The sequence below is a fragment of the Paenibacillus sp. CAA11 genome, assembly GCF_003060825.1.
Classification (GTDB): domain Bacteria; phylum Bacillota; class Bacilli; order Paenibacillales; family Paenibacillaceae; genus Fontibacillus.
Map to the genome: position 1 here is coordinate 1,142,266 of NZ_CP028922.1, position 20,211 is coordinate 1,162,476.

The 20,211-nt window shown below is 47.2% G+C and carries 16 protein-coding genes; 15 read left to right on the forward strand and 1 reads right to left on the reverse strand.

Features of this window, described 5'->3' with window-relative positions:
• Positions 1–10 precede the first annotated feature (10 nt).
• The 14 genes from DCC85_RS05210 to DCC85_RS05275 all read left to right on the forward strand — a co-directional run bounded on the left by DCC85_RS05210 (position 11) and on the right by DCC85_RS05275 (position 16,883).
• A complete protein-coding gene (locus DCC85_RS05210; protein ID WP_108464618.1) occupies positions 11–526 on the forward strand; it encodes an FHA domain-containing protein in 516 nt (171 codons plus the stop codon).
• Positions 527–540: 14 nt separating this feature from the next.
• Positions 541–1,401, forward strand: a complete 861-nt coding sequence (locus tag DCC85_RS05215) for a PP2C family protein-serine/threonine phosphatase (RefSeq protein ID WP_108464619.1) — start codon at positions 541–543, stop codon at positions 1,399–1,401.
• 56 nt (positions 1,402–1,457) lie between these two features.
• Positions 1,458–3,311 (forward strand): PP2C family serine/threonine-protein phosphatase, encoded by a 1,854-nt coding sequence (locus DCC85_RS05220; RefSeq protein ID WP_199909976.1) that lies wholly within the window; start codon positions 1,458–1,460, stop codon positions 3,309–3,311.
• Entirely contained in the window at positions 3,308–4,600 is a 1,293-nt protein-coding gene (locus tag DCC85_RS05225) for a normocyte-binding protein (protein ID WP_108464620.1), read from the forward strand. Before DCC85_RS05220 ends, DCC85_RS05225 begins: the two co-directional genes overlap by 4 nt.
• Positions 4,591–5,286 (forward strand): iron-dependent peroxidase, encoded by a 696-nt coding sequence (locus DCC85_RS05230; protein WP_108464621.1) that lies wholly within the window; start codon positions 4,591–4,593, stop codon positions 5,284–5,286. Before DCC85_RS05225 ends, DCC85_RS05230 begins: the two co-directional genes overlap by 10 nt.
• Before the next feature lie 59 nt (positions 5,287–5,345).
• Positions 5,346–8,006, forward strand: coding sequence for an acetate and sugar kinases/Hsc70/actin family protein (locus tag DCC85_RS05235; protein WP_108464622.1), 2,661 nt, complete (start codon positions 5,346–5,348; stop codon positions 8,004–8,006).
• An 82-nt stretch (positions 8,007–8,088) separates the two neighbouring features.
• Positions 8,089–8,808 (forward strand): DNA and RNA helicase, encoded by a 720-nt coding sequence (locus tag DCC85_RS05240; protein ID WP_234414354.1) that lies wholly within the window; start codon positions 8,089–8,091, stop codon positions 8,806–8,808.
• Positions 8,809–8,866: 58 nt separating this feature from the next.
• A complete protein-coding gene (locus DCC85_RS05245; RefSeq protein WP_108464624.1) occupies positions 8,867–10,429 on the forward strand; it encodes a hypothetical protein in 1,563 nt (520 codons plus the stop codon).
• A 35-nt stretch (positions 10,430–10,464) separates the two neighbouring features.
• Entirely contained in the window at positions 10,465–11,604 is a 1,140-nt protein-coding gene (locus DCC85_RS05250) for a pentapeptide repeat-containing protein (protein ID WP_108464625.1), read from the forward strand.
• Positions 11,605–11,639: 35 nt separating this feature from the next.
• Positions 11,640–12,176, forward strand: coding sequence for a hypothetical protein (locus tag DCC85_RS05255; protein ID WP_159081785.1), 537 nt, complete (start codon positions 11,640–11,642; stop codon positions 12,174–12,176).
• Entirely contained in the window at positions 12,173–12,793 is a 621-nt protein-coding gene (locus tag DCC85_RS05260; RefSeq protein WP_108464627.1) for a DUF4280 domain-containing protein, read from the forward strand. The genes DCC85_RS05255 and DCC85_RS05260 overlap by 4 nt, the downstream gene beginning before the upstream one ends.
• A gap of 39 nt (positions 12,794–12,832) precedes the next feature.
• A complete protein-coding gene (locus DCC85_RS05265) occupies positions 12,833–16,060 on the forward strand; it encodes an HNH/ENDO VII family nuclease (RefSeq protein WP_159081786.1) in 3,228 nt (1,075 codons plus the stop codon).
• Positions 16,057–16,500 carry an SMI1/KNR4 family protein gene (locus tag DCC85_RS05270; RefSeq protein WP_108464629.1) on the forward strand — a complete coding sequence of 148 codons (444 nt, stop codon included), beginning with the start codon at positions 16,057–16,059 and terminating at the stop codon, positions 16,498–16,500. The genes DCC85_RS05265 and DCC85_RS05270 overlap by 4 nt, the downstream gene beginning before the upstream one ends.
• Before the next feature lie 134 nt (positions 16,501–16,634).
• Complete coding sequence (locus DCC85_RS05275; RefSeq protein ID WP_108464630.1) at positions 16,635–16,883, forward strand: transposase; 249 nt, start codon at positions 16,635–16,637, stop codon at positions 16,881–16,883.
• A gap of 625 nt (positions 16,884–17,508) precedes the next feature.
• Here the strand turns inward: DCC85_RS05275 and DCC85_RS22875 are convergent.
• On the reverse strand, positions 17,509–17,820 hold the full coding sequence (locus tag DCC85_RS22875) for a hypothetical protein (protein ID WP_159081787.1): 312 nt from the start codon (positions 17,818–17,820) through the stop codon (positions 17,509–17,511).
• 354 nt (positions 17,821–18,174) lie between these two features.
• Here DCC85_RS22875 and DCC85_RS05285 point away from each other — a divergent pair, with 354 nt between their 5' ends.
• On the forward strand, positions 18,175–20,205 hold the full coding sequence (locus DCC85_RS05285; protein ID WP_159081788.1) for a deaminase domain-containing protein: 2,031 nt from the start codon (positions 18,175–18,177) through the stop codon (positions 20,203–20,205).
• Positions 20,206–20,211 lie beyond the last annotated feature (6 nt).

The following is a 20,211-nucleotide window of genomic DNA, read 5'->3' on the forward strand; positions in this document are numbered from 1 at the left end:
TGAATACGAAATGAGCCTCACAAGATGCCCTAACGGCCATATGTTCAGCACGAGAAAGCACGGGAATATTTGCCCGTATTGCAACACGGCCATGGAGCCGTCCAGACAGGATACCCGGAGACCGCCAGCTGCGGCGGATATGGACGAGAAGACCATGCCTTATATGGGGGAGACCACGGGAATCCAGCCGGTTACGGGCTGGCTCGTATGTGTCGAGGGCCCGCAGATGGGCCAAGATTACCGCATCATGGCCGAGAAGAACTTTATCGGCCGGGCCGAAGAGATGCAGATCCGCATTATCGGCGATAATGCGGTATCCCGGCGCAATCATGCGGTCATTGTCTATGATCCGAAGAAGCGGAACTTCTACCTGCTGCCGGGAGATGCCTCCGGACTGGCTTATCATAACAATGAAGCCGTCTACTCGCCTGCTGAGCTGAATGCCTATGATCTGATCCAGCTCGGCAAGAGCAAGTTTGTGTTCGTGCCGCTTTGCGGTCCGCATTTTGAATGGGATAACGGTTAGGCGAAGGGATAGTTATGAACAATTGGGACTGGATGGAACCCTATGGTGTATTGATTGCCGGCTTGCTGGCTGTTCTGCTATTGATTGTGCTGAAGAAGAAGCTGGGAGAGCGGAAGAAAGCGCCGGAGCCGCTGGAACTTCCTTCGGACATTGAGATTGGCAACGCTCAGACCAAGGGCCGACGGCAGGAGCAGGACGATTATTTTGCCAGTGCAGCAACCAAGCTGGGGACGATGGCGGTGATCGCGGATGGGATTAGCGGGCTGGCTAACGGCAGAATGTCCAGTACGCTGGCGGTTACGGTGTTTACTCAGGAATTCATGAAGGTAGGCAGCATTCGGGACATTGAAGAGTATTTCCACAGGGCTGCAGCGGTCAGCAACCGTTCAATTATTGAGCAATTGGGCGGCGCACATGGCGGCACCACTCTGGTGGCGGCTGTAGTCTCACAAGGCCTGCTGCATTGGGGGGCTGTAGGGGACAGCATGATTCTGCTGTTTCGGGATGGGGAGTTCATGGCTGTGAATTCCAAGCATACCCTGGAGACCGTTCTTGAGCAGCAGTATTTAGCAGGACAGATCAGCAGAGAAGAGGCTAGGGAGAATCCCAAACGCAATCAATTGATCAATTATCTGGGGTATGAAGGGTTTAAGAGTATGGAGATTGGCGAGCCGATCCAGCTCAGGAAGGATGACATCGTTCTTCTGTGCAGTGATGGAGTCTATGACGCCTTAACAGAGGTAGAGCTGGAGCAAATCTTAATGAGACGGCAGCCTCCACAGGATACGGCAGAAGCCATTATTGATTACATAGAGGGTAAGAGTTACAAACATCAGGATAATGCAACGGTCATGATCTTGGAGAAAGGCTGGTAAGAGCCTGTCTCTAAGCCCCATGCAGCGCTGGGGGACCGAGAAAGCGGGAGTTGTGCATGAGGAAGGAGAACAGTGATTTCAAGACAGCCTTCGTCTCCGAGGCGGGATCGTTTCTGGATAACCGAGACTATTTCGCTTTTGTGGAATTGGATGACATGGCCTGTTATGTGATTGCTGACGGTCTGGATACGGATAGGGAGCTGCTCAGTGCGGAGATGGCGGTTAAGGTGATTCTGGAGAACTTCATGGAGAAGCCGTCTTTGTCCCGCAAAAAAATAAAAAATGATCTGGAGACTGCCCATGAGTGGCTCAAGTTTGAGAGCCAGCGGGTCAGACTGAAGGCCAGTCTGCTGGTGGTCGTCACCAACTACACGAACATGGTGTGGGCTTCCTGCGGCAATGCCCGCCTGTATCAGTTCCGGCATGGACGCTTGAACCTGAAGTCCAAGGATCAGAGCTTGGCCCAGCTGCTGGTAGACAGCGGCAAGCTGGCTGAGAGCCGCCTATCGACGCATGAAGAGCGGGGCAATCTCTTGAATTACTTGGGCAAGCCAGATCGGTTCGATCCGTATATCTCGCCGAAGACCCCTCTTGCTGACGGGGATGTGCTTCTGCTCTGTACGGCGGGAATGTGGGATCAAATCGAAATACCGGAGATCCAGGATGCGCTTGCAGACAGCAGTGAGCCGGAAGTATTAACAGATACACTTGAAGAGCTTCTGCTGAGCAAACAGGCACAGACCGTAAATAATTACACGGCAGCTGCCGTGTATGTGAACAAGATCTTTAACGAGAAGCCGAAGAATCGGAAAAAGTGGATCAAGCGGATTGCGATCATGCTGATCTCCATGCTCCTGATGGGCGGCGGCGCCTGGTATATGTATGCCAAACAGGCGGAGCGCCTGGTGCAGGCGGCCCAGCAGATGAAGGAGTCTATAGAATACGGGGACGGGTATGCGGCCGCCGGGGATTATCCGAAGGCGCTGAAGGCATACAGCGAAGCCAAGAATGCGGCAAGCAAGCTCAAGGATAAATATCATTTCCAGCTGCTTCAGAAGAAGCAGCGGGTTGCTCAGACGGTGACGGACGGAGACGGCTACCTTAAGGATGGAAGCTATGACATGGCGCGGGACAGCTATACCAAAGCCTTGAAGGAAGCGGAGAATCTTAAGCCGTACAAGGCAGAGGACATTCAGAAGAAGATCGACCAGAGCCAAGCGATTGAGCAGATTGCTGCAATGATCAAGCAGGGAGACGGGCTATTGCAGGCTCAAGACTATTATGGGGCTCTCAAAACCTATCAGAAGGCCAGATCCGCTGCCATAGAAATAGCTTACGAGAACGGGCAGAAGCAGGCGGATGAGAAGATCGAGACCGCCCAGGGGAAGATCGACTCCCTGACCACCCAGACCAAGACACTCCAGGCGGACAATCTGGAGAAGAAGGGCGACCGGAGTATGGCCACCATGGATTATTCCGCAGCTATTGACGCCTATACGCTGGCACAGGAAACGTACCAGGAGATTAACAAGTTGGAGCGAGTGCTTGCAATGGAGCGGAAGATCAGCAAGGTGAATGACCTGCTGCATCCGGCGGTGCCGTCCGGCGGAGAGGCTGAGGCGCTGCCTGGCAGCCTGGATACGGATACGCCGGAGACGTCAGCGTCTCGCCCGGCAGCTCCGCAGACAGCGTCTCGCCCGGCAGCTCCGGCAGCAGCTCCGCAGACAGCGACGAGCCCGGCAGCTCCAACCACAGCGACGCCGGCCTCATCCAAAGCTTCGGAGAGCGGCAAGACTTCTGCCTCGGGCGCTTCTTCATCCGCAGAAGCCCCCAACGCGGCTTCATCCAGTCCGGCGACGCCGGCTTCAGGAGCGGATAAAACTCATGCCGAAGGAGGGACCACCCCATGAAGGATATCGTGCTAGATCGTCTGAACAAGATGGAAGACTTACAGCAGCGGAGGATCCTTCGCAGCCTGATGACCAGCGTCTTCTTGAATCTTACCGAGTATCAGGAGGAGCTGAATCGCAAGGTAGAAGAGCGCGTGTTCGGCGAGGTGGTTGAGCAGGACGGCCAATACGATATTTATGGGACGATCTGCCACCGGGACGAGCGGGACCCGCTGCATGAGTATCTTTTCCCCATGCTTCCTGAGGACGGCGAGCCAGAACAAATCGATCTGAACCAGATTAGCCTCGCACTGGCCGAAGGCGTGGAAGCCCGGCTATTTACGATCTATCTGGAGTGCAGCCATCTTCAAATACGCAGCCTGCTGCAAAGCGGCCGAACCTTCACCGGCCAGCTCGTGACCCAGCGGCGCCGCTATGAGATTCGTGTTAGATTGCAGCAGAACCGGGACTACATAGATGAGATTGACAAGCTGTACCCCTTGTTCCTTAAGAATGGCCAGCCCTGGAAGACGGTGAACCATCCCTATGTCTATAAATTTGTGGATGTCATTCTTACCGGATGTGACCAAGAGCTGGATGCCGAGGAGGAAGAGATTACCGAAGTTACGATCCAGCTGGAAGAGTTCGAGAAGTTCAAGCGCACCGGACTGATTCCGCTGTGGAATATTCAGCGCCTGGAGCTGAAGACCGGAGGGTTCCCGGTGCCAGCGGCCGACCGGGTGAATTTCGAGCATGTCCTGCCGCTGCGCAAGCTGGGCCTTGAGCACGGCTACCTGGTGGAAGGCGATGAGGATACGATCCGCTATATTAAGCGGACCGCAGAGGAGATCACCGTGGTCTCGCCACGCGAGAAATCCGATACCTGGCGGGTGCTGAGGGTGGTGGAGCCCACTTCAACTTTTATCAGCAAGCCCACTTATGCGCTGATGACGAACCGGCAGAAGTCTGACTTCGTCGGCAACTATGGCCGGAAGCATGCGCCGCGGGTGGTGCGGTCCAAAGGGGAAGTGCTGCAGCTCATTCACTCCTTCGAGGCAGCGTCCTTGCTGGAATTCATCGACCTAAGCATTGCCGAGCATCCACCTCTTGAGCCTCTGACTTACGAATTAAATCACTTCCTCACTGATGATATCCGGTCTAATTCGGCCCAGCAGGTGATGCGGCTGATCTTCAGCGATCAGAAGCTGCCGAGTGAGCTTCGCTATATGGCGGAGGATCTAATGAGCTTTCTAGTCTCCCAGGTGCAGCTATTATTTCCTGAATACCGATGTGAAGGAGAATGGGCTTGAATTACATCTGGGATCTTGTCATTAAAGCGCGCGAAGCCGGGATTCCGAAGGGCAGTCTGACCTTTGTTCCGGCAGAGGTGTACTCGCCGTATATGGAGCTCAGCCAGCAGGATTTGAACGCAGGAGCCGCCGAGACCCGGGTCGAGGTGAACCCTTATTACCGGTTCGAGGATATTTTTCAGCAGCTGTTCGATCTGAACCTGCAGGAGGATGCAGAACTGCGGGCTACGCTGTTCGATATCGTCATTCATTTTCTGGCCGATCTGGATATGATGCAGGGGATGAACAAGCGGGAGTACCATATCAGGTTCGTCATTCGCGACCTGCTGTCAGGCAGGTTCGGGGAGCGGATTGCCCAGCAGTTCGGCCTGTTCGATAAGGAGGAGCAGGACAGGATTGCAGACAGCCTGCTCTCTATGTATGACACGGGAGAGTCGCTGCATCTGCTGAAAAGTCTGATCAGCCGCACATTCCGCAGTTCTACGATTTACGTGAACAGTGAAGAGAAGGATGAGATGCTGATCTACATCGGGCAGAAGTCATCGGCAAGGGCCGCCGAAAGGCTTGAGCTCATTCTGGATTTATTCCTGCCGGTCCGCTTTCGGACTGAGATTTACTGGGATGCCCATTTCGGAATTCTGGAGCAGGAAGAGACGATGCTCATCGATCAGATAGCCCTGTATTAGACATAGGCAGGTCATGCTTGTTGTCTTGGACTTAAGGGGAGGAAGGAGGGCCGTGAGGCATGAGGGGATATAGACTCTATACCGATTCTACAGAACAAGAGCGCATTCGGGGAGCGATCCGGTACAGCCGGGAAGAGCTCGAAGAGATGACAACCTTTCAATTGCGCAATATTTGCTATAAAGAACGATTGGTAGAAGGTCTGACCCGGCGGCTGGACCGGGAAGAGATGATCCGCGTCATCCTGAAATATTTGAGCGCAGACGAGCAGCTGTGGATTACGACGGCCAGCGAAGGCGGATTGGAGCGGCTTCAGCGTGCGCTGAGGCAATACGCTAGAGTGCCGCTGAAGGGAGATGGCGCCATTCGGGTGCCAGCCCGCCTCGTCCTGTATGAAGGCATGGCGGTGGACAAGAGCGACGGCTACAGAGTTAGCGCCGGGACGGAGCTGAACGAATCCAATGTGCTCCTGGTCAATGATCAGATGGAGATATGTGGGATATTCAATTTACATAAGGATAATGAGCAGCGCGGCTTCTATCTTACGGCTGAAGCGGGCAACGAGTGGGCAGCCACGGCGAATCGCCAGTACAGCCTGTTATTCTTCCGCAGACGAGATTCGGAGTACCTCTATAAAACCTATTATCAAGAGCAGGGGCTGCCGCCAGCACAGCTGCATTATTACAAGATTCCGCTAGCCGATCTGGAGATCCGCCGGTTAGAGGAGACGGACGCCGTGCTGGCGATAGACTTCGGCACTTCCAATACGACAGCGGGTGCCTGTCTGCCGGGCGGAGCGGGCCAGGCGGGTCAGGCCCGTCACTTGAAGCAGGCTGATGGGCTTAGCGGCCGCTTTCTGGCCGGAGAGGTACAGTTCGTCAAGTTCCTGGACTCGACCTACAAGCAGCTGGAATGGACAGAAGCGCTGCCTACGGCTGTCAGCGTTGCGGATTGCTCGAACCCGGAAGCGATACAGTACGAGTTCGGCTATGAAGCGCTGAAGAACATGCGGCGCAGCGGGTACAGCGGCCGGGCCAACGTGTTCCTCGGGCTGAAGCGCTGGGTGAACGGATATAACAAGGCGATCGAGATTACGGATGCCGAGGGTAATGCCGTTGGGGTTAGACGCCGAGATATTTTGGAAGCCTATCTTCGCTATATCATTTCGATGGCCGAGCATCAGTTCAAGTGCAAGTTCAAGTATTTGCATTTTACGAGTCCGATCAAGATGAAGGCACCGTTCCTTAATATGTTCACAGAGCTGCTGCCCGACTATATCATCGAACGCGAGCATGCGCTGGATGAAGGGATGGCCGTGCTCTATAACACAATTGCAGATGGGATTGAGCAGGGCAGCTTCCGGGAAGGCCAGGAATATCAGGCGCTTGTGATCGACTGCGGCGGCGGGACGACCGACCTCTCCTCCTGCAAATTCGAATTTGCGGATGGGCACATGTCCTTCCGGCTTGATATGGAGACGACCTATGAGAATGGGGATACCCACTTCGGCGGAGACAATATTACCTACCGCATTATGCAGTTTATGAAAATCGTATTCGCCGATTACTACACATCAGGCCGCCGAACGATCACGGATATTGATTCCCTGATCCCCATTCCTGGGAACGACCTGTTCCGCGAGGTGGACCAGCATGGTATTGGAGAGGTTTATGCGGAGCTTATGCGCAAGTATGCCGAGGCGGAAGCCATCATTCCTACCGCGTATGCGCAGTATGAGAACAGGTCACGGGACGAGTATTTGCGTGTGCGGGGCAATTTCTACTTTCTGTGGGAGATTGCCGAGAACATGAAGGAGCAGTTTTTTCGCAAAACAGGCATTCTACGCAATCGCTTCTACTCCGAGCACCAGGAAGAGAGAGAGCAGGATCTGCAGATTACGACCATGGAGCGCTGGTTCCTCTCGGTAAGGCGGGGGGCCGAGCTGAAGGATGAGTATGAATTCCCGGATGTCGTGTTCAACATTAAGGAGATCAGTCAGCTGATCAAGGCGGACATCTATAATGTCGTCCGAAAGTTCCTTGAGGACTTCTATCAGGAGGGCCGGCTTGGCCATTATTCGATCATTAAGCTGACCGGTCAGTCCTGCCGGATTGATGTCTTCCGGGAAGCGCTCAAGGAGTTCGTTCCGGGAAGAAGCATCGAATTCCGGCAGAAGCCCGCAGAGGGGCGGGTGCCGGAGCTGAAGCTGTCCTGTCTGCGCGGGGCGATCAGGTACTGGAATGCGCGGAAGTCAGGGACTGTCGAGGCGGTGATCCGGAATCAGGCCGCGATGATTCCTTATGCGGTGAGTGCTTATACGCATAGTGGGCGTCAGGTAGAGCTCATTCGTTATCTGGATCCAAGTAACGGCTCTCCAGGTGCAGTATCCAGACCTTCAGATGTAGCTGAAGTAGAGTTGTACTTGTTTGGGAGCGATGGACAACTAAGACATAAATACAGCTATTATAATCAGACAAATAACTATAAGCCTGTCTTGTATGAGGATATTGCCAAGCACCTAGACGGCCGGATTCCTCAGGATGATACGGATTCTATTGTAAATGGGGAAACCAAGTTTTTTGTATATGCCGATCTCCAGCAATGGGGATTTCATGTACTTCCTGTAGCACGCCAAGCAGACCAGCTGTATCTAGGCAAAGGAGTTATATTCCCGTTTGAACAGGATGTTTCGGAATTAGATTTTTTTGACGGGTTTAAGTAGGGGCGATCAGGAAGGGAGGTGAACGGTGTTGTTCGTGAATATAAAGCCGAAGTTCGAGAAAGGCCGCATTTTAAAAAGGACAATGCTTGAGAATTTACGTGACTTTCCCCGGGATCTGGCTAATATTCATTTCCAGAATCTCAGTGACGGAATAGTTGAGGGAACGGAAATTACTGTCCAAGACAAGGTGCTGACAGTATCTCCAGGAATCATTAAGTTTCGTGGGGATCTGTATCTCCTGAAAGATAAGACGGAAATTCCTTATGAGGCAACAGGCCGTTTGCTCGTGCTCAAGATAGCGTTCAGACCGGGTACCTCTTCGCCTGATTTCGATGAATCCACAGGGAAGATCATTCTTGAAGATACGGTCCCAAATGATCAGGAATTAGAGCTGGCCCGCTTCAAGCTTAAGGAGGGGGCAACACTTCGTTCCAGTTATCTCGACTTCGCAGATATGGTCACAGAATACAATACCTTGAATATTGTAAATGCGGCTTATGCAGGAAATAGGCAGGGAACTTTGTCTCCTCTGATATTTAATCGATTTGCTCAAGAGATGCTGGTTTCGGGAAGTTCTGACCCTATGGATTTGATGTTTGCATTATTATGTCTTAACCAAGGAACGATTGAGAGAGAAGTAGCTCAGCAATATCTAAGTACACGTTCAGGAACTTCATATAACGAATACGACAATTATAAATTACATCAAGCACTAGCACTTGTGTTGGAGGAGACCAAGGGTGGCCGGAAAAAGCATTTGGGTGGGTCTAAGCAGGGACCCCAGAGAATGGTTGTCGATTAAGAAGGCTCGTATAATAAGTGGTTTAGGTATGAAAATGGTAAAGGGGAGTTGAGAATAGATGGCTATTCAAACGGTTACGTATGAAACCCTGAAAATTGCTCCGTTTGAGATGACACTGCTGGAGCTGAAATTAGAGAAGAAAATTCAAGACCATGCAAGACTACGCTTCACGGGGATTATTGCTGAGGAGATGGAAGAGCAATATGTGAAGATGGCTAGTGAACAGCTGCCAATTCATATGTATTATACAGATGCCGACGGCAAGGTACACACGTTGTTTCATGGGATGATTCTAAAACTGCATGTGCGTGTAGATCGGGATGCCTACTGGTTAGAAGCGGAAGCCATTTCACATACGTACGCGATGGACATCAAACCCCAGTTTCGCGCCTACCAAAATGCCGCTATGCCCATTCCTTCAGTAATGAAGCATATTTGTGATACTTATAGTAGAGCTAATCTGATTGATACATATACAGAACATAAGACATTAGGCGGGTTTACGCTCCAATACCAGGAGACAGACTGGGCATTCCTCAAAAGATTGGCCTCTCATTATCACGCCCCACTGGTCCCCTCTGTAATTCAGGATCGGATTTCAGTGTATATGGGCATGCCGGAGCATCAGGAGATAGGAGAGATTCAGGCAACCCATTACCGAGTTTACAAAGATATTCTCGCTTTAAAAAAAATAGCTGAAAACGAGAAGGCGCCGCTTGTTGAACAAGATTTCATATGTTACGAATTGGTCACGAATCAGGTGATGGAATTAGGAGATAGGGTCACTTTCAAGGGGAAGAAGCTTCATGTATGTGAGATTCTGACAGAAATGCATCGAAGTGTGCTGACCCATACCTATACATTGCGTTCGAAGAAAGCCACATACCAGAAGAAAGTATATAACTCTCATATTGTTGGTGCGTCGATTCAGGGCAAGGTCAAGGATGTCGTGAGAGACGAAGTGAAAGTGCAGCTTGAATATGATCAGGATTGGAGCTTGAAGACAGCCCACCTGTTCCCGTACTCCACCATGTACGCTTCTGAAGATCAAACTGGCTGGTACTGCATGCCGGAGAAGGGAGATGACGTGCGAATTTATTTCCCTGGTTTCAAAGAGTCAGAAGGAATTGCGCTCAGCACAGTGCGAAAGAAGCTCCCGGCTGAGGCGATGGAAGAGACGTCTGCAGCAAATAACGGTAGCGGGGGACAGAAGACGGTTGTAACCAACACCAGAACCGTGACCAATACGGTGGTAAAAACGGAGCAGCTTCAGCCGGTAGTTCATTACGACAAGGATCTGAAGAAAGACCTTATGGCTAACCCGGATACGAAGTTTATTTTAACCCCTCACGGCCAGCAAATTAAGTTTGAGAAAGACAGGATTAGCATTATTGGAGCAGGTGGAGGAGCTTGGATTACGTTGTTTAACGATGGAAGCATGATTCTCAACAGCAGTAATAAAGTTTCAATTCAGACAGGGAAACAAATTGAAATGACAGCAAAAACGATTCTCTTTATGGCTAATCAAATCGATATGTCCACTAAGGAAGGTGAGGCAGGCATTAAGATTGACCAAGGACAAATTAATATCAAAGGTGTCGAAATCCTGGTAAACGAATAGAGACCTAATAAGACGTACTTGGTAAGGGGGATCCAATGAACTCGTTAGAAACCTGGGATCATTTTTTATCGAATGTGGTATTGCCCTCTAGGCTTCATCACATAACGCAGCTTAATACGTTTTATGTACAGCATATAGATACTCTGACGGAAGAAATCACAACAGTCATCGATAAGCTTTGTAAGTGGGCTCTAAATCGTCAAGCTGCCGGCACTATGGAGGAGTGCGCGATTATTCGTCTCTCGTTCTTGCGTACACGATTGGCAGAAGGGGCCTTTGAGTTTTTGATTGAGGCCTGTGACCAGCCATCTATACAGGAATATAACCATTTTGAATTTCGTTATGAGGCAAAGTGGATTTATTCGTTTTACGAAGCCTGGGATCAATTTTGCCTTACACAGTTAAAAACTTATATGGGTGTAATTAAACCCTGGTTCTTTGAATCCTGGCAAAAGGAACAACTATCTCCTTTCCTGGCTTACAGCGTGCATCTGGTTCGTTATGCCATGAAGCAGGTTGTAGCTCTACCCTCTTATCAGGCACTGAATAAAGGACAGGAGTTTGAAGTGATTGTTGGAGAATACGGAGATGTCCTGCTCGGAGAGTCTGTATATTACTGTAACCGCAATCGGAGAAAAGATCAGAGTTTAAAAAATTGGCTTGATCAAGGTTTACCGCATGATTATGTACATGAGCATTTTACAGATGCTGATCTTTCAAACACTCAATATGGAGGAATAAATCTCAATTATACCCGGCTGCAGGGGGTCAAGTTACAAGCGGCGAACTGGTCCTTTGCCAGGATGATAGGCTGTCAACTGGACCAATGTGATTGTATGTATGTTGACTTCTCCGGAAGCATCATGTTTGATGCGGATTTTTCCAATTGTAATCTTCAAGGTGCATCCTTTCACTCCATCATAGGAACTCGGCATGCAGTCAATGAAGAAGAAGCAGTGTTCTTCGGTATTCATGGCATGAAGTTTATTGGTTCGGATCTTACTGGTGCAACCTTTCAGGGCGCACGTCTTACCGGGGATTTTCGAGGGGCTAAGTTAGAACATACGGATTTTCGCGGAGCAGATTTGAGCGGAAGTCAGATGCTCTATCAGGATCAGGAGAAGGTGGATTTATCTGAAGCCCAACGTCAATCAATTCTGTGGTCAGAAATGTAAGTATGAAATAAGTATAAGGAAAGGAGATTCATCTCTTGGAGTACTTCTTATTAACACGTGATCCAAGATTAGGAGGAATAGAAGGATCTATATCCTGCTCTGGATCATTGCAGCGTGGCTTCCAGCATGCAGACGAAGTAGAATTCGTACAGATTCAAGGCTTAGGCTTGAGAGATTACGGTTGTATGTTAGAACAGCCCACCCTATTGTTCTCAGAAGAGATTCGTACGATCATGTCTCATTATACAAAAACTTTGCCCTCGAAAAATGTAATGATCATGGATTCCTCCGTACCTGGACAACAGCTTCCATATTTCCTACTTGATATACAAGAGATATCCGCTGTAGGCCTGGAACAGACAACCTCTTTTGTACCTCAAAAGCAGCTTAAATTTATTGTTAATTCCTATGAAATTCTAAAATTATTACCTTTCTTTAAATTAACATACCTTCATAGAGAATATGTCATTCTGAGGTTGAATGTAGCAGAGCATATCCTGCGTCATAGCTTGTACGGTATTGCAATTGATCGCATCACTATAGAAGAGATAGAGGAGAGTGAGAAGGAGTGAATTACGATAATTTTCTGAAGAAGTCTATAATCAATGAATTAACGAACATGTCTTTGCAGAAGAAAACGCTTGTTACTGAGGGAGCTTATATGTACTGTACAATGGGTACTCATGAAGACATCCTGAATCAGCCTAATAAGAACGGGACCTATCTCAATGGCAAGCCTCTCTTAACCGTTAAGGATTGCAAAGTATCAACCTCAGAATCCGATATCTTTTCCGGTATCCCCTTTGAAAAACCTAGTGAAACTGTGGATGGGAATTTATATTCCTTCGGATTTTGCCGCAGTAAGTTTCATCCGCTAAAGCTGAATAATTTAGCCGCTTCCTATTCTCCCTATTCGTTTGACTATGATCCAGATACAGGAACCCATCTATTTGGAAAGGAAAATTTGTTAATGCCCTGTGTTCCGAATTTAGGTGCCCTGATGTTCTTTACTCCCATTGGATATGGCTTTGGTGAGGTGCAGTGGCAGAATGGGCACGAGAAGCTCCAGATCGAGGGCGTCCCGGCCTTAACCAATCATTCCTGTCTGAGTTGCATATACGGAGGCCAGATCAAATTACTTAGCAACGGAATGGAACCTGTCCCCAGTGAACTGTTGCATCAAGGATAAGGGCTAATAAGACTTAAGTAAATGAGAGAAGGTGATGGGATGGCTGATGAGGCTAATCACGCGGTTGCGGAATTGGCGAGGTTCCAGGTTGAGTTTCCTTATCCTTATAAAGCAGTACGGAATATACAAGTACACCGAGAATTTAACGAACATGCCCGCTGTACCTTAACATTAGTCATGACAGAGAAGGATGCCGAGATTTGCCTGGAAAAGGGGAGCTTTGACGATAGTATCCGAGTTCTTCATACAGGAGAACATCAGGAATTTTGGTTCGCTGGTGGAATATCCAAGGTGGAGATTAACGTTGAGGATGGGATTTGGCACGTATCGGTTGAAGCAATCTCCAGGTCGTATGTTATGGATCAACAGGTTCGGCAGCGTTCCTATCAAAATAAAAATCTCACCTATACTTCACTCATAGAACAATTGGCTGAACGTTATCCTGGAGGAGCAGCAATGAATGAAGCTACTCATCCGGAATCAAAAATTGGAGAGCTGCTGGTGCAATATCAGGAAACGGATTGGCAGTTTTTAAAGCGGATAGCATCAAAAGTCGGAACAGCTATTTTGCCAGATATTGTTCTGGATGCTCCTCGGGTTTACTTCGGTGTGCCTGATTTCTCGTGGAATAAAGTCTTGCAAGCCAAGTCCTATACGATGATCAAAGACCAGGAAGCCTATCTCCACCAGTTGGTGGGACAAGGTGACTCAACTGTTCAAGGTATCCATACAGTCGGCTACTTAGTAAATAGCCATCAGTATGTACAAGTTGGAGATAATGTCAGCTTTAAAGGACAATTATGGGTAGTTTACGCTTCACAGCTAACATATAAAGAAGGAATTATGAACTATGAGTACAAGTTAGTGCAGCGTGAAGGAATTCGTGTTCAGGTTCGGCAAAATCGTAGCATTCAAGGTGTAGCTTTGGAAGGAAAAGTCGTAAAACGTGCTAACAACATGGTACAGGTACACCTGGATATTGACGACCATTATGATGAACAAACCAACTGGTGGTTTCCCTATTCTTCAGAAGGCAATAATATGTTTCATGCCCTACCTGAGGAAGGAGCTCGGATCAAGGTATATTTCCCAGGAGGGAAAGAAAAGAAGGCAATTGCCATTAATTCCGTTCGCGGTACTCATGAAGAAATGAAAGGCCGAACGGTGTTCCAAAAGCCAACAACGAAGGTCTTTCACGTTCCGGGAAATGCAAAGATGGAGCTTGGGGAAGAGGGAGTGCTATTCGAGCATAACACGGTAAGACTGCATTTAGATCGGGAAAATATACATTTGGAATCCGAAGGCTCACTGCTACTAGTAGCGGGTGAGACCTTAGAGTTTGGCCAATATCAGCCCGTCCCGGATTATATCAAAATGAAGGCAGAAGAAGAGATTCGATTTTTTATAGGACTAGAAGACTTTATTGCTGTCACGAAGAATAAGGTGGGGCTGAAAACTCCGAAAGTTGATATCCATAAGGTTGAGATGAGCTTCTTAGACATGCTGACAGATTCCGAAATGGAAGAATTATACCTAGATGCCATTATGGATGATGAGGTCGAGAAATATAAGAAAGAAAGAGATAAAGATGATCTTACCAAAGTATTTAAAATGGGGACGAATCATAATATTATCGATAAAATACTGGGGATTGAGGAGAAGGAAGAGGAGATTAGTGATGAGGAGCGTGAGCAGGTTAGGGAACGAGCAAGGCAAAGGCTACAGGATGAGCCAGATAGTAAGGAGAAGGTTAAAGCTGTAGTTGAAGATGATGGAGAATATGTAGCTAAACTGCGCTATGCGAGGCATACTCAGCCAGCTGAGGAAGCCGAGAAGTCTAGAGCCGAGAAAAAGCGAGAACGAGCAGAATACGATGAGTATTATGCCAAGTATGTGCAACAACAGAAGGATTTTAGAGATCCGGTAAAGCTGAAGCAGATGCAGCAGGAATACATGGAGAAGGAGGCCAAAAAAGAGGCGCATAAGGAGAGGATGTCCGAACTGGGCTCCACGATAACCGACCACATTAACAAGGCAATAGCACAAGACAAGGGCTTGTCTGCCTTCAAAGAACATATCCTGGACCCAATGGTATCCAAATTAACCCAGGCAAAAGAATGGTATACGCTGGATTATGTCATTCCTCAAAAGCCAGACTACTTAAGTAAGAACCAGAATAGCCCGGTATATTATTCCCGGTATTACATAGAGAAGTTTGTGGTAAGCCCACAAAAAGAGGCAGCAGCATGGAATTTTGTATTTGGTGCAATCGCATTGATTACGGCTATCCCGACAGGCGGAAGCTCGATGTATCTGTATGCCATTGTAAGCGGAGCGTGGGGAATTAGTCAGATGGTCGTAAGCTCTATGAAGCTGGAGGATTTGGAGAATGAGAATTACTTCAAAGATCCAAAGTTTCTAGGGATGAACCAGCATATGCTAGATGTCACAGGCATAGCCTTATCGGTCGTGGATTTGGCTTTCTTGATCCGTGGAGCGGGAAGAGTAGCGAGAAATTTCATAAATGAATCAACCCGAACGAAGATGTTGACAGGGATCAATGATCCAGCCGTTAGAAGAATTCTAGATAATACGGGCAGACGGATGGGCGAGATCAAAGATAGCCTGCCAAAGACATGGGATGAGTTCCGCAACTCGTTAAACCTAGGTTTTTCTGGTAAACTTGCTCTAGAAACAGGAGGCAAGACTCTTGGGAAGAATGGGGGCGAGCCTTGGTACCTGTTTAGTGAGGGAAAAGGCACCAAAAATAGTACTGGTAAAGGTAATAGTACAAAGCCGAAGCCGGATCCGGAAACCAAGCCGCAGCCTGGGGCTGAGGGGACGGGGAATTCAGGTTCAAAAAAAGATATTTATAAAGTATCACGTGAAGAGATCCAACAAGCATTAGAGGGTTATGAGCAAACGAGTAAATTTACTGCGCAATTTAAAGGTTTTGAAGTTAAAGCACAACGTTCATTATCTAATATGTCAGATAAAGAACTGATATATTCATTTAAAAAAGGGTACTCACCGAAAGATGGGGCAAATGATACAATTATACTTCATCATCATGAACAAAGAGTTGAGGGTCCAATAATTGAGATGCCTAGTAGATACCATGATTTAGGAAATAAAAGACAGCATCCATTTGGAAATAAGGGTGGGGTCGGCAGCGGAGGAGCTAGGCAGGAATTCAATAATTGGCGTAAAGAATATTGGAAAGCAAGATACGCTAATGAAATGATTAAAAGGGGGATAATAAAGTGAAAAATGAGTTGTTAATTGCAATAGATGAGGAGTTTGAAATGTACCCTGAAGCATTTGGAGGTCCTGTTAGTATTGAGGAAGTGAAGCAAGCTGAAGATAAACTTAAAGTAAAATTACCAGAGGACTTTAAAATGTTTCTTTTGAAATATGGTTCTGGAGCAGTTGGTGAAGCAATTGTTTTAGGGTTAAATGAGGCGGAGCTTGTGGCTACACCATCTTTTGTAGATAAATCATTACAATTTAGAAGTATCCTCCCTGAAGGATATGAGAATTTTGTTGTTATTGGGGTAGATGGTGCAGGCAATCCAATAGGTTTTGATTCTTCCAATGGAGAGATTATTGTCTTTGACTTTGATTTTGGTGGAACAGAAATTTTAGCAAGTAGTTTTGAGAAATATATAGAAAAAGCGCTCCATGAAGAATTGAATATACAGTTTTAATCAATTTCGTATAAAAATATTACTATTACGGGATTCTAGAAACTACGTATACAAAAGCAATAAATTAAGTGAGAAGATACTTTAGAACTCCATTATTTTGTGAATGAAGAACGCAAAAAAATCCTTGTCTTACGATGCCAAGAAACAGACGTACATTTACAGCAGAATTTAAGAAACAGATGGTTCAGTTATACGAAAATGGAAAGCCGAAAGCAGCTATTGCGAGAGAGTATGAGCTTAGTCCATCCGCACTTGATCGCTGGATTAAGCAAGCTAAACCCTCAGGTTCCTTTTCTGAAAAGGATAACCGAACTGATGAAGAGAAAGAACTCACCGTTCTTCGTAAACGAGACACCGACTCGAAATGGAAAACGATATTTTAAAGCAAGCCGCGCTGATCAGGGGACGAAAGTAAAGATCATTCAGCAAAATCCTGATAAATACTCGGTATCAGTAATGTGCGAAGTCCTACAAATTGCTAGAAGCAGCGAAAGAAAAAGATAACGATGAGGGAGCAGCTACGGTCTTCGTAGAAATCTTTCATACTAATCGAAAAGCAGATGGAACACGCAAAATTAAATTCAAACTTGGGGAACAAGGATTCAGCAATTCCAGGCGCCGAATGGGTCGGATCATGAAACAGTAGAGTCTTGTGTCCGTGTAGACGATAGCGTTCAAGCAGTTCCCCGACAAAATTCAAACAGTCGCAATGGAAAGAGTAAAAAATCGTAGTTAGCGAATGAAGAAACAAGAGACTTTAGCATTTGCTTGTACACACTTTGAGTGTAAATTCCATCGTTTTTAATACTGCTTTGTTACATTAAACAGGTCAATTATGGTCAGATAACACCATGATTGGCCTCTTTTTGTTATCTCTTTATTATTTTTCAAGGTCGACGCTATAAAGTATTCAAAGTAGGCGAGAATGTAGGGTTCAAGCATCAACTCTGGGTGATCTCGGAATCCGTAACAACCTATGAAAAGGGCACTATTCAGCATGAATATTTGCTAGTTAAACGCCAAGCCCTGCGCCGTAAATCGCGGTTCAACCAGTCTATCCAAGGCGTTGCCTTGGAAGGGCGAGTCGTTAAGCGGGCTAACAATATGGTCAAGGTCCATCTGGATATTGACGAGCAGCATGATGAACAGGGGAACTGGTGGTTCCCCTATTCCCCAGAAGGAAATAACATCTTCCACTGTATGCCGGACGAAGGCGCGCGAATTAAAGTCTATTTCCCCAGCGGTATAGAGAAACAGGCCATGGCGGTGAACTCTTCTCGTGGAAGAGGGGAGGAGATGAAGAGACGGACGGTTTTTCAAAAGCCAGCTACCAAGGTGTTTCACATGCCGGGAGAAGCGAAGATGGAGCTCGGGGAAGACGGGGTATTGTTCGAGAAGAATACAGTCAGCCTGACACTGGACAAAGACTCCATAAGTCTGGTGGGTCAGGAGGATATCATGCTGAATGCCTCGAACGGGCTGGAACTAGGCACCGAGCCAGACCCGATGCAGGAAGCAGAGTCGAGCCCTACCATAGAAATGATTAAGATGACTGCGAAGAAGTATATTTATTTGCAGGCGAATACCAAGCAATATATAGGCATTGACGGAGACTCGGTGTCGATTCGGAGTGCAAAGCTGGATTTCCAAAAGGTTGAACTGAGCTTGGCGGAAATGCTGAACGATGATGAGCTTGAAGCCATGTATCTGGAAATGATAATGACGGAGAAGGACTATAGCGAGTTCAGTGAAGAACGTGGTAGAGAACTTGAGCAGCTGGGAAAGAGGCTAAAAGATCGGGAAATCACACAGATCGAGTATGCAGAGTACTTGGAACGAACCCGTACTAACGAGGGCATTCGAGAAGATATGGCCTCTCGAGTATCGAAGAGAATAGAGAATGAACCTTATTATAAAGACAAGATGAGAAAGACTTTGAAGGGGTATGACCCGGACAAATTGGCGGCAAATTACCAGAAAGTTTACCTTTCCTCCGGGACAGAAGAAAGTGACGAAGACAGCTCCGACGAGCAGAGAGAAGAAGCAAGAAGAAGCTATGCCGAGGCTTATAAAAATTACAATGATGCCATGGAGAAGAACTATCAAGCCGCTGAAGCGATGAAAGAAGCTAAGGCTGATCATAAATTAGCTACAATGAACGGAGCCAGCGCGGTTAAGAAGGCTGAGAACAAGAAGAAGTCTTACCTATCTCAAGGCATGGAGAAGCTAGCCGGGTATATTTCGGATTGGCAGCAGAGCGATGCTTACTTAGAGGGAATCGTTCCACAAATGCCGAACTATTTCAGCAAACAGAATCAGGCGGCCATTTATTACTCCCGGTATAACTTTCAAAAATTCGTAGTTGACCCGCAGCGGGCAGCTGCTGAAACAGGCTTAATGTATGGAATCATAGCTGTGGTCACCGCAATTCCGACAGGGGGAACCTCATTATACTTGTTGGCCGCAGCAGAGCTCATGGTAGGTGTAGGGCAGATTTGGATTAACGCGCAGAAGCTAAATGATCTCAATCATGGGATTATTGATTCAAATCCTAGTTTTCTGATGATGGATCAGAATACGCTGGATACGCTGGATTTAGCGCTATCCCTAATAAATCTGTCCATGTTGGCGAAGCATGGGATGATGAAGGCCGCGGACAAATTTAAGAATAGCCAGAAGATCATTGCCTTCAGAGAAGCTACTGAGAAGCTGGGGAACAAGTTCGATGATATCAATAAAGCGATCAATCCGAAGAACTACACCTTAGAAGATGTCCAGGTACATGCGATTCCAGGTGGCGGAAGTTTGGGCAAGGGAGGCAAAAGGCTGGTTAGATCCGGTGACGAGCCGCTGTTCCAGTTTAGTAAGGGTGCTGATGAGGGGCCGAAGAAGCCTTATAAAGATAAGACAGAAGGGAAAGGGAAGCGAGAGAAGGAAGCAAGGGAGAGACGAGAAAGGGAGGAAAGAGAGAGAAGAGAGAGGGAAAAAAGAGAACGGGAGAAGAAAGAGAAAGAAGAAAGAGAAAGAAAAGAAAGAGAGAAGAAAGAGAAGGAGGAAAGAGAGAGAAAAGAAAGAGAGAAGAAAGAGAAGGAGGAAAGAGAGAGAAAAGAGAGAGAGAAGAAAGAGAAGGAAGAAAGAGAAAGAAAAGAGAGAGAAAGAAAAGAGAAGGAAGAGGCTGAGGGGACGGGACAAGATGAACATAAGTTTCCAACAAGACTTATCAATCTAGAGACAGAAGGTTATATTCTTCAAAGGGTGTCAGAGTTAAAAGGTAGATTATCTAATGGGGCTTTGAATAAAAGTGGAGCTAACTTTGGATATGCAGAAGTTAACATTCCAGGAGTAAAAAATGAATTCTATGCACACAGTCAAGTAGACGGGCCTTCACCACCACACCAGGCTGGGATTAATTACGATGGTTTTTCATTTAAACCACAAGGCGAAGTGAGGTACCCGGCAGAGGATGCTCCTAATAGTTTAGGAAAAATTATATCAAGGGATAGTGATACAGAGCATAAAATAATAAATGATTTAGCTAACCAACTTGGTCCGCCAAATCCGAATATAAAGGGAAGAATGAAACTATTTACAGAGAATGATACATGTATAAGCTGTAACAAAAATATTAGTGCTTTTCACAAAGATTATCCAGGCATTACAATAGAAGTTATTCATAATGGTGATAATAAGGTGCCAAAAAAATAAGAGGTG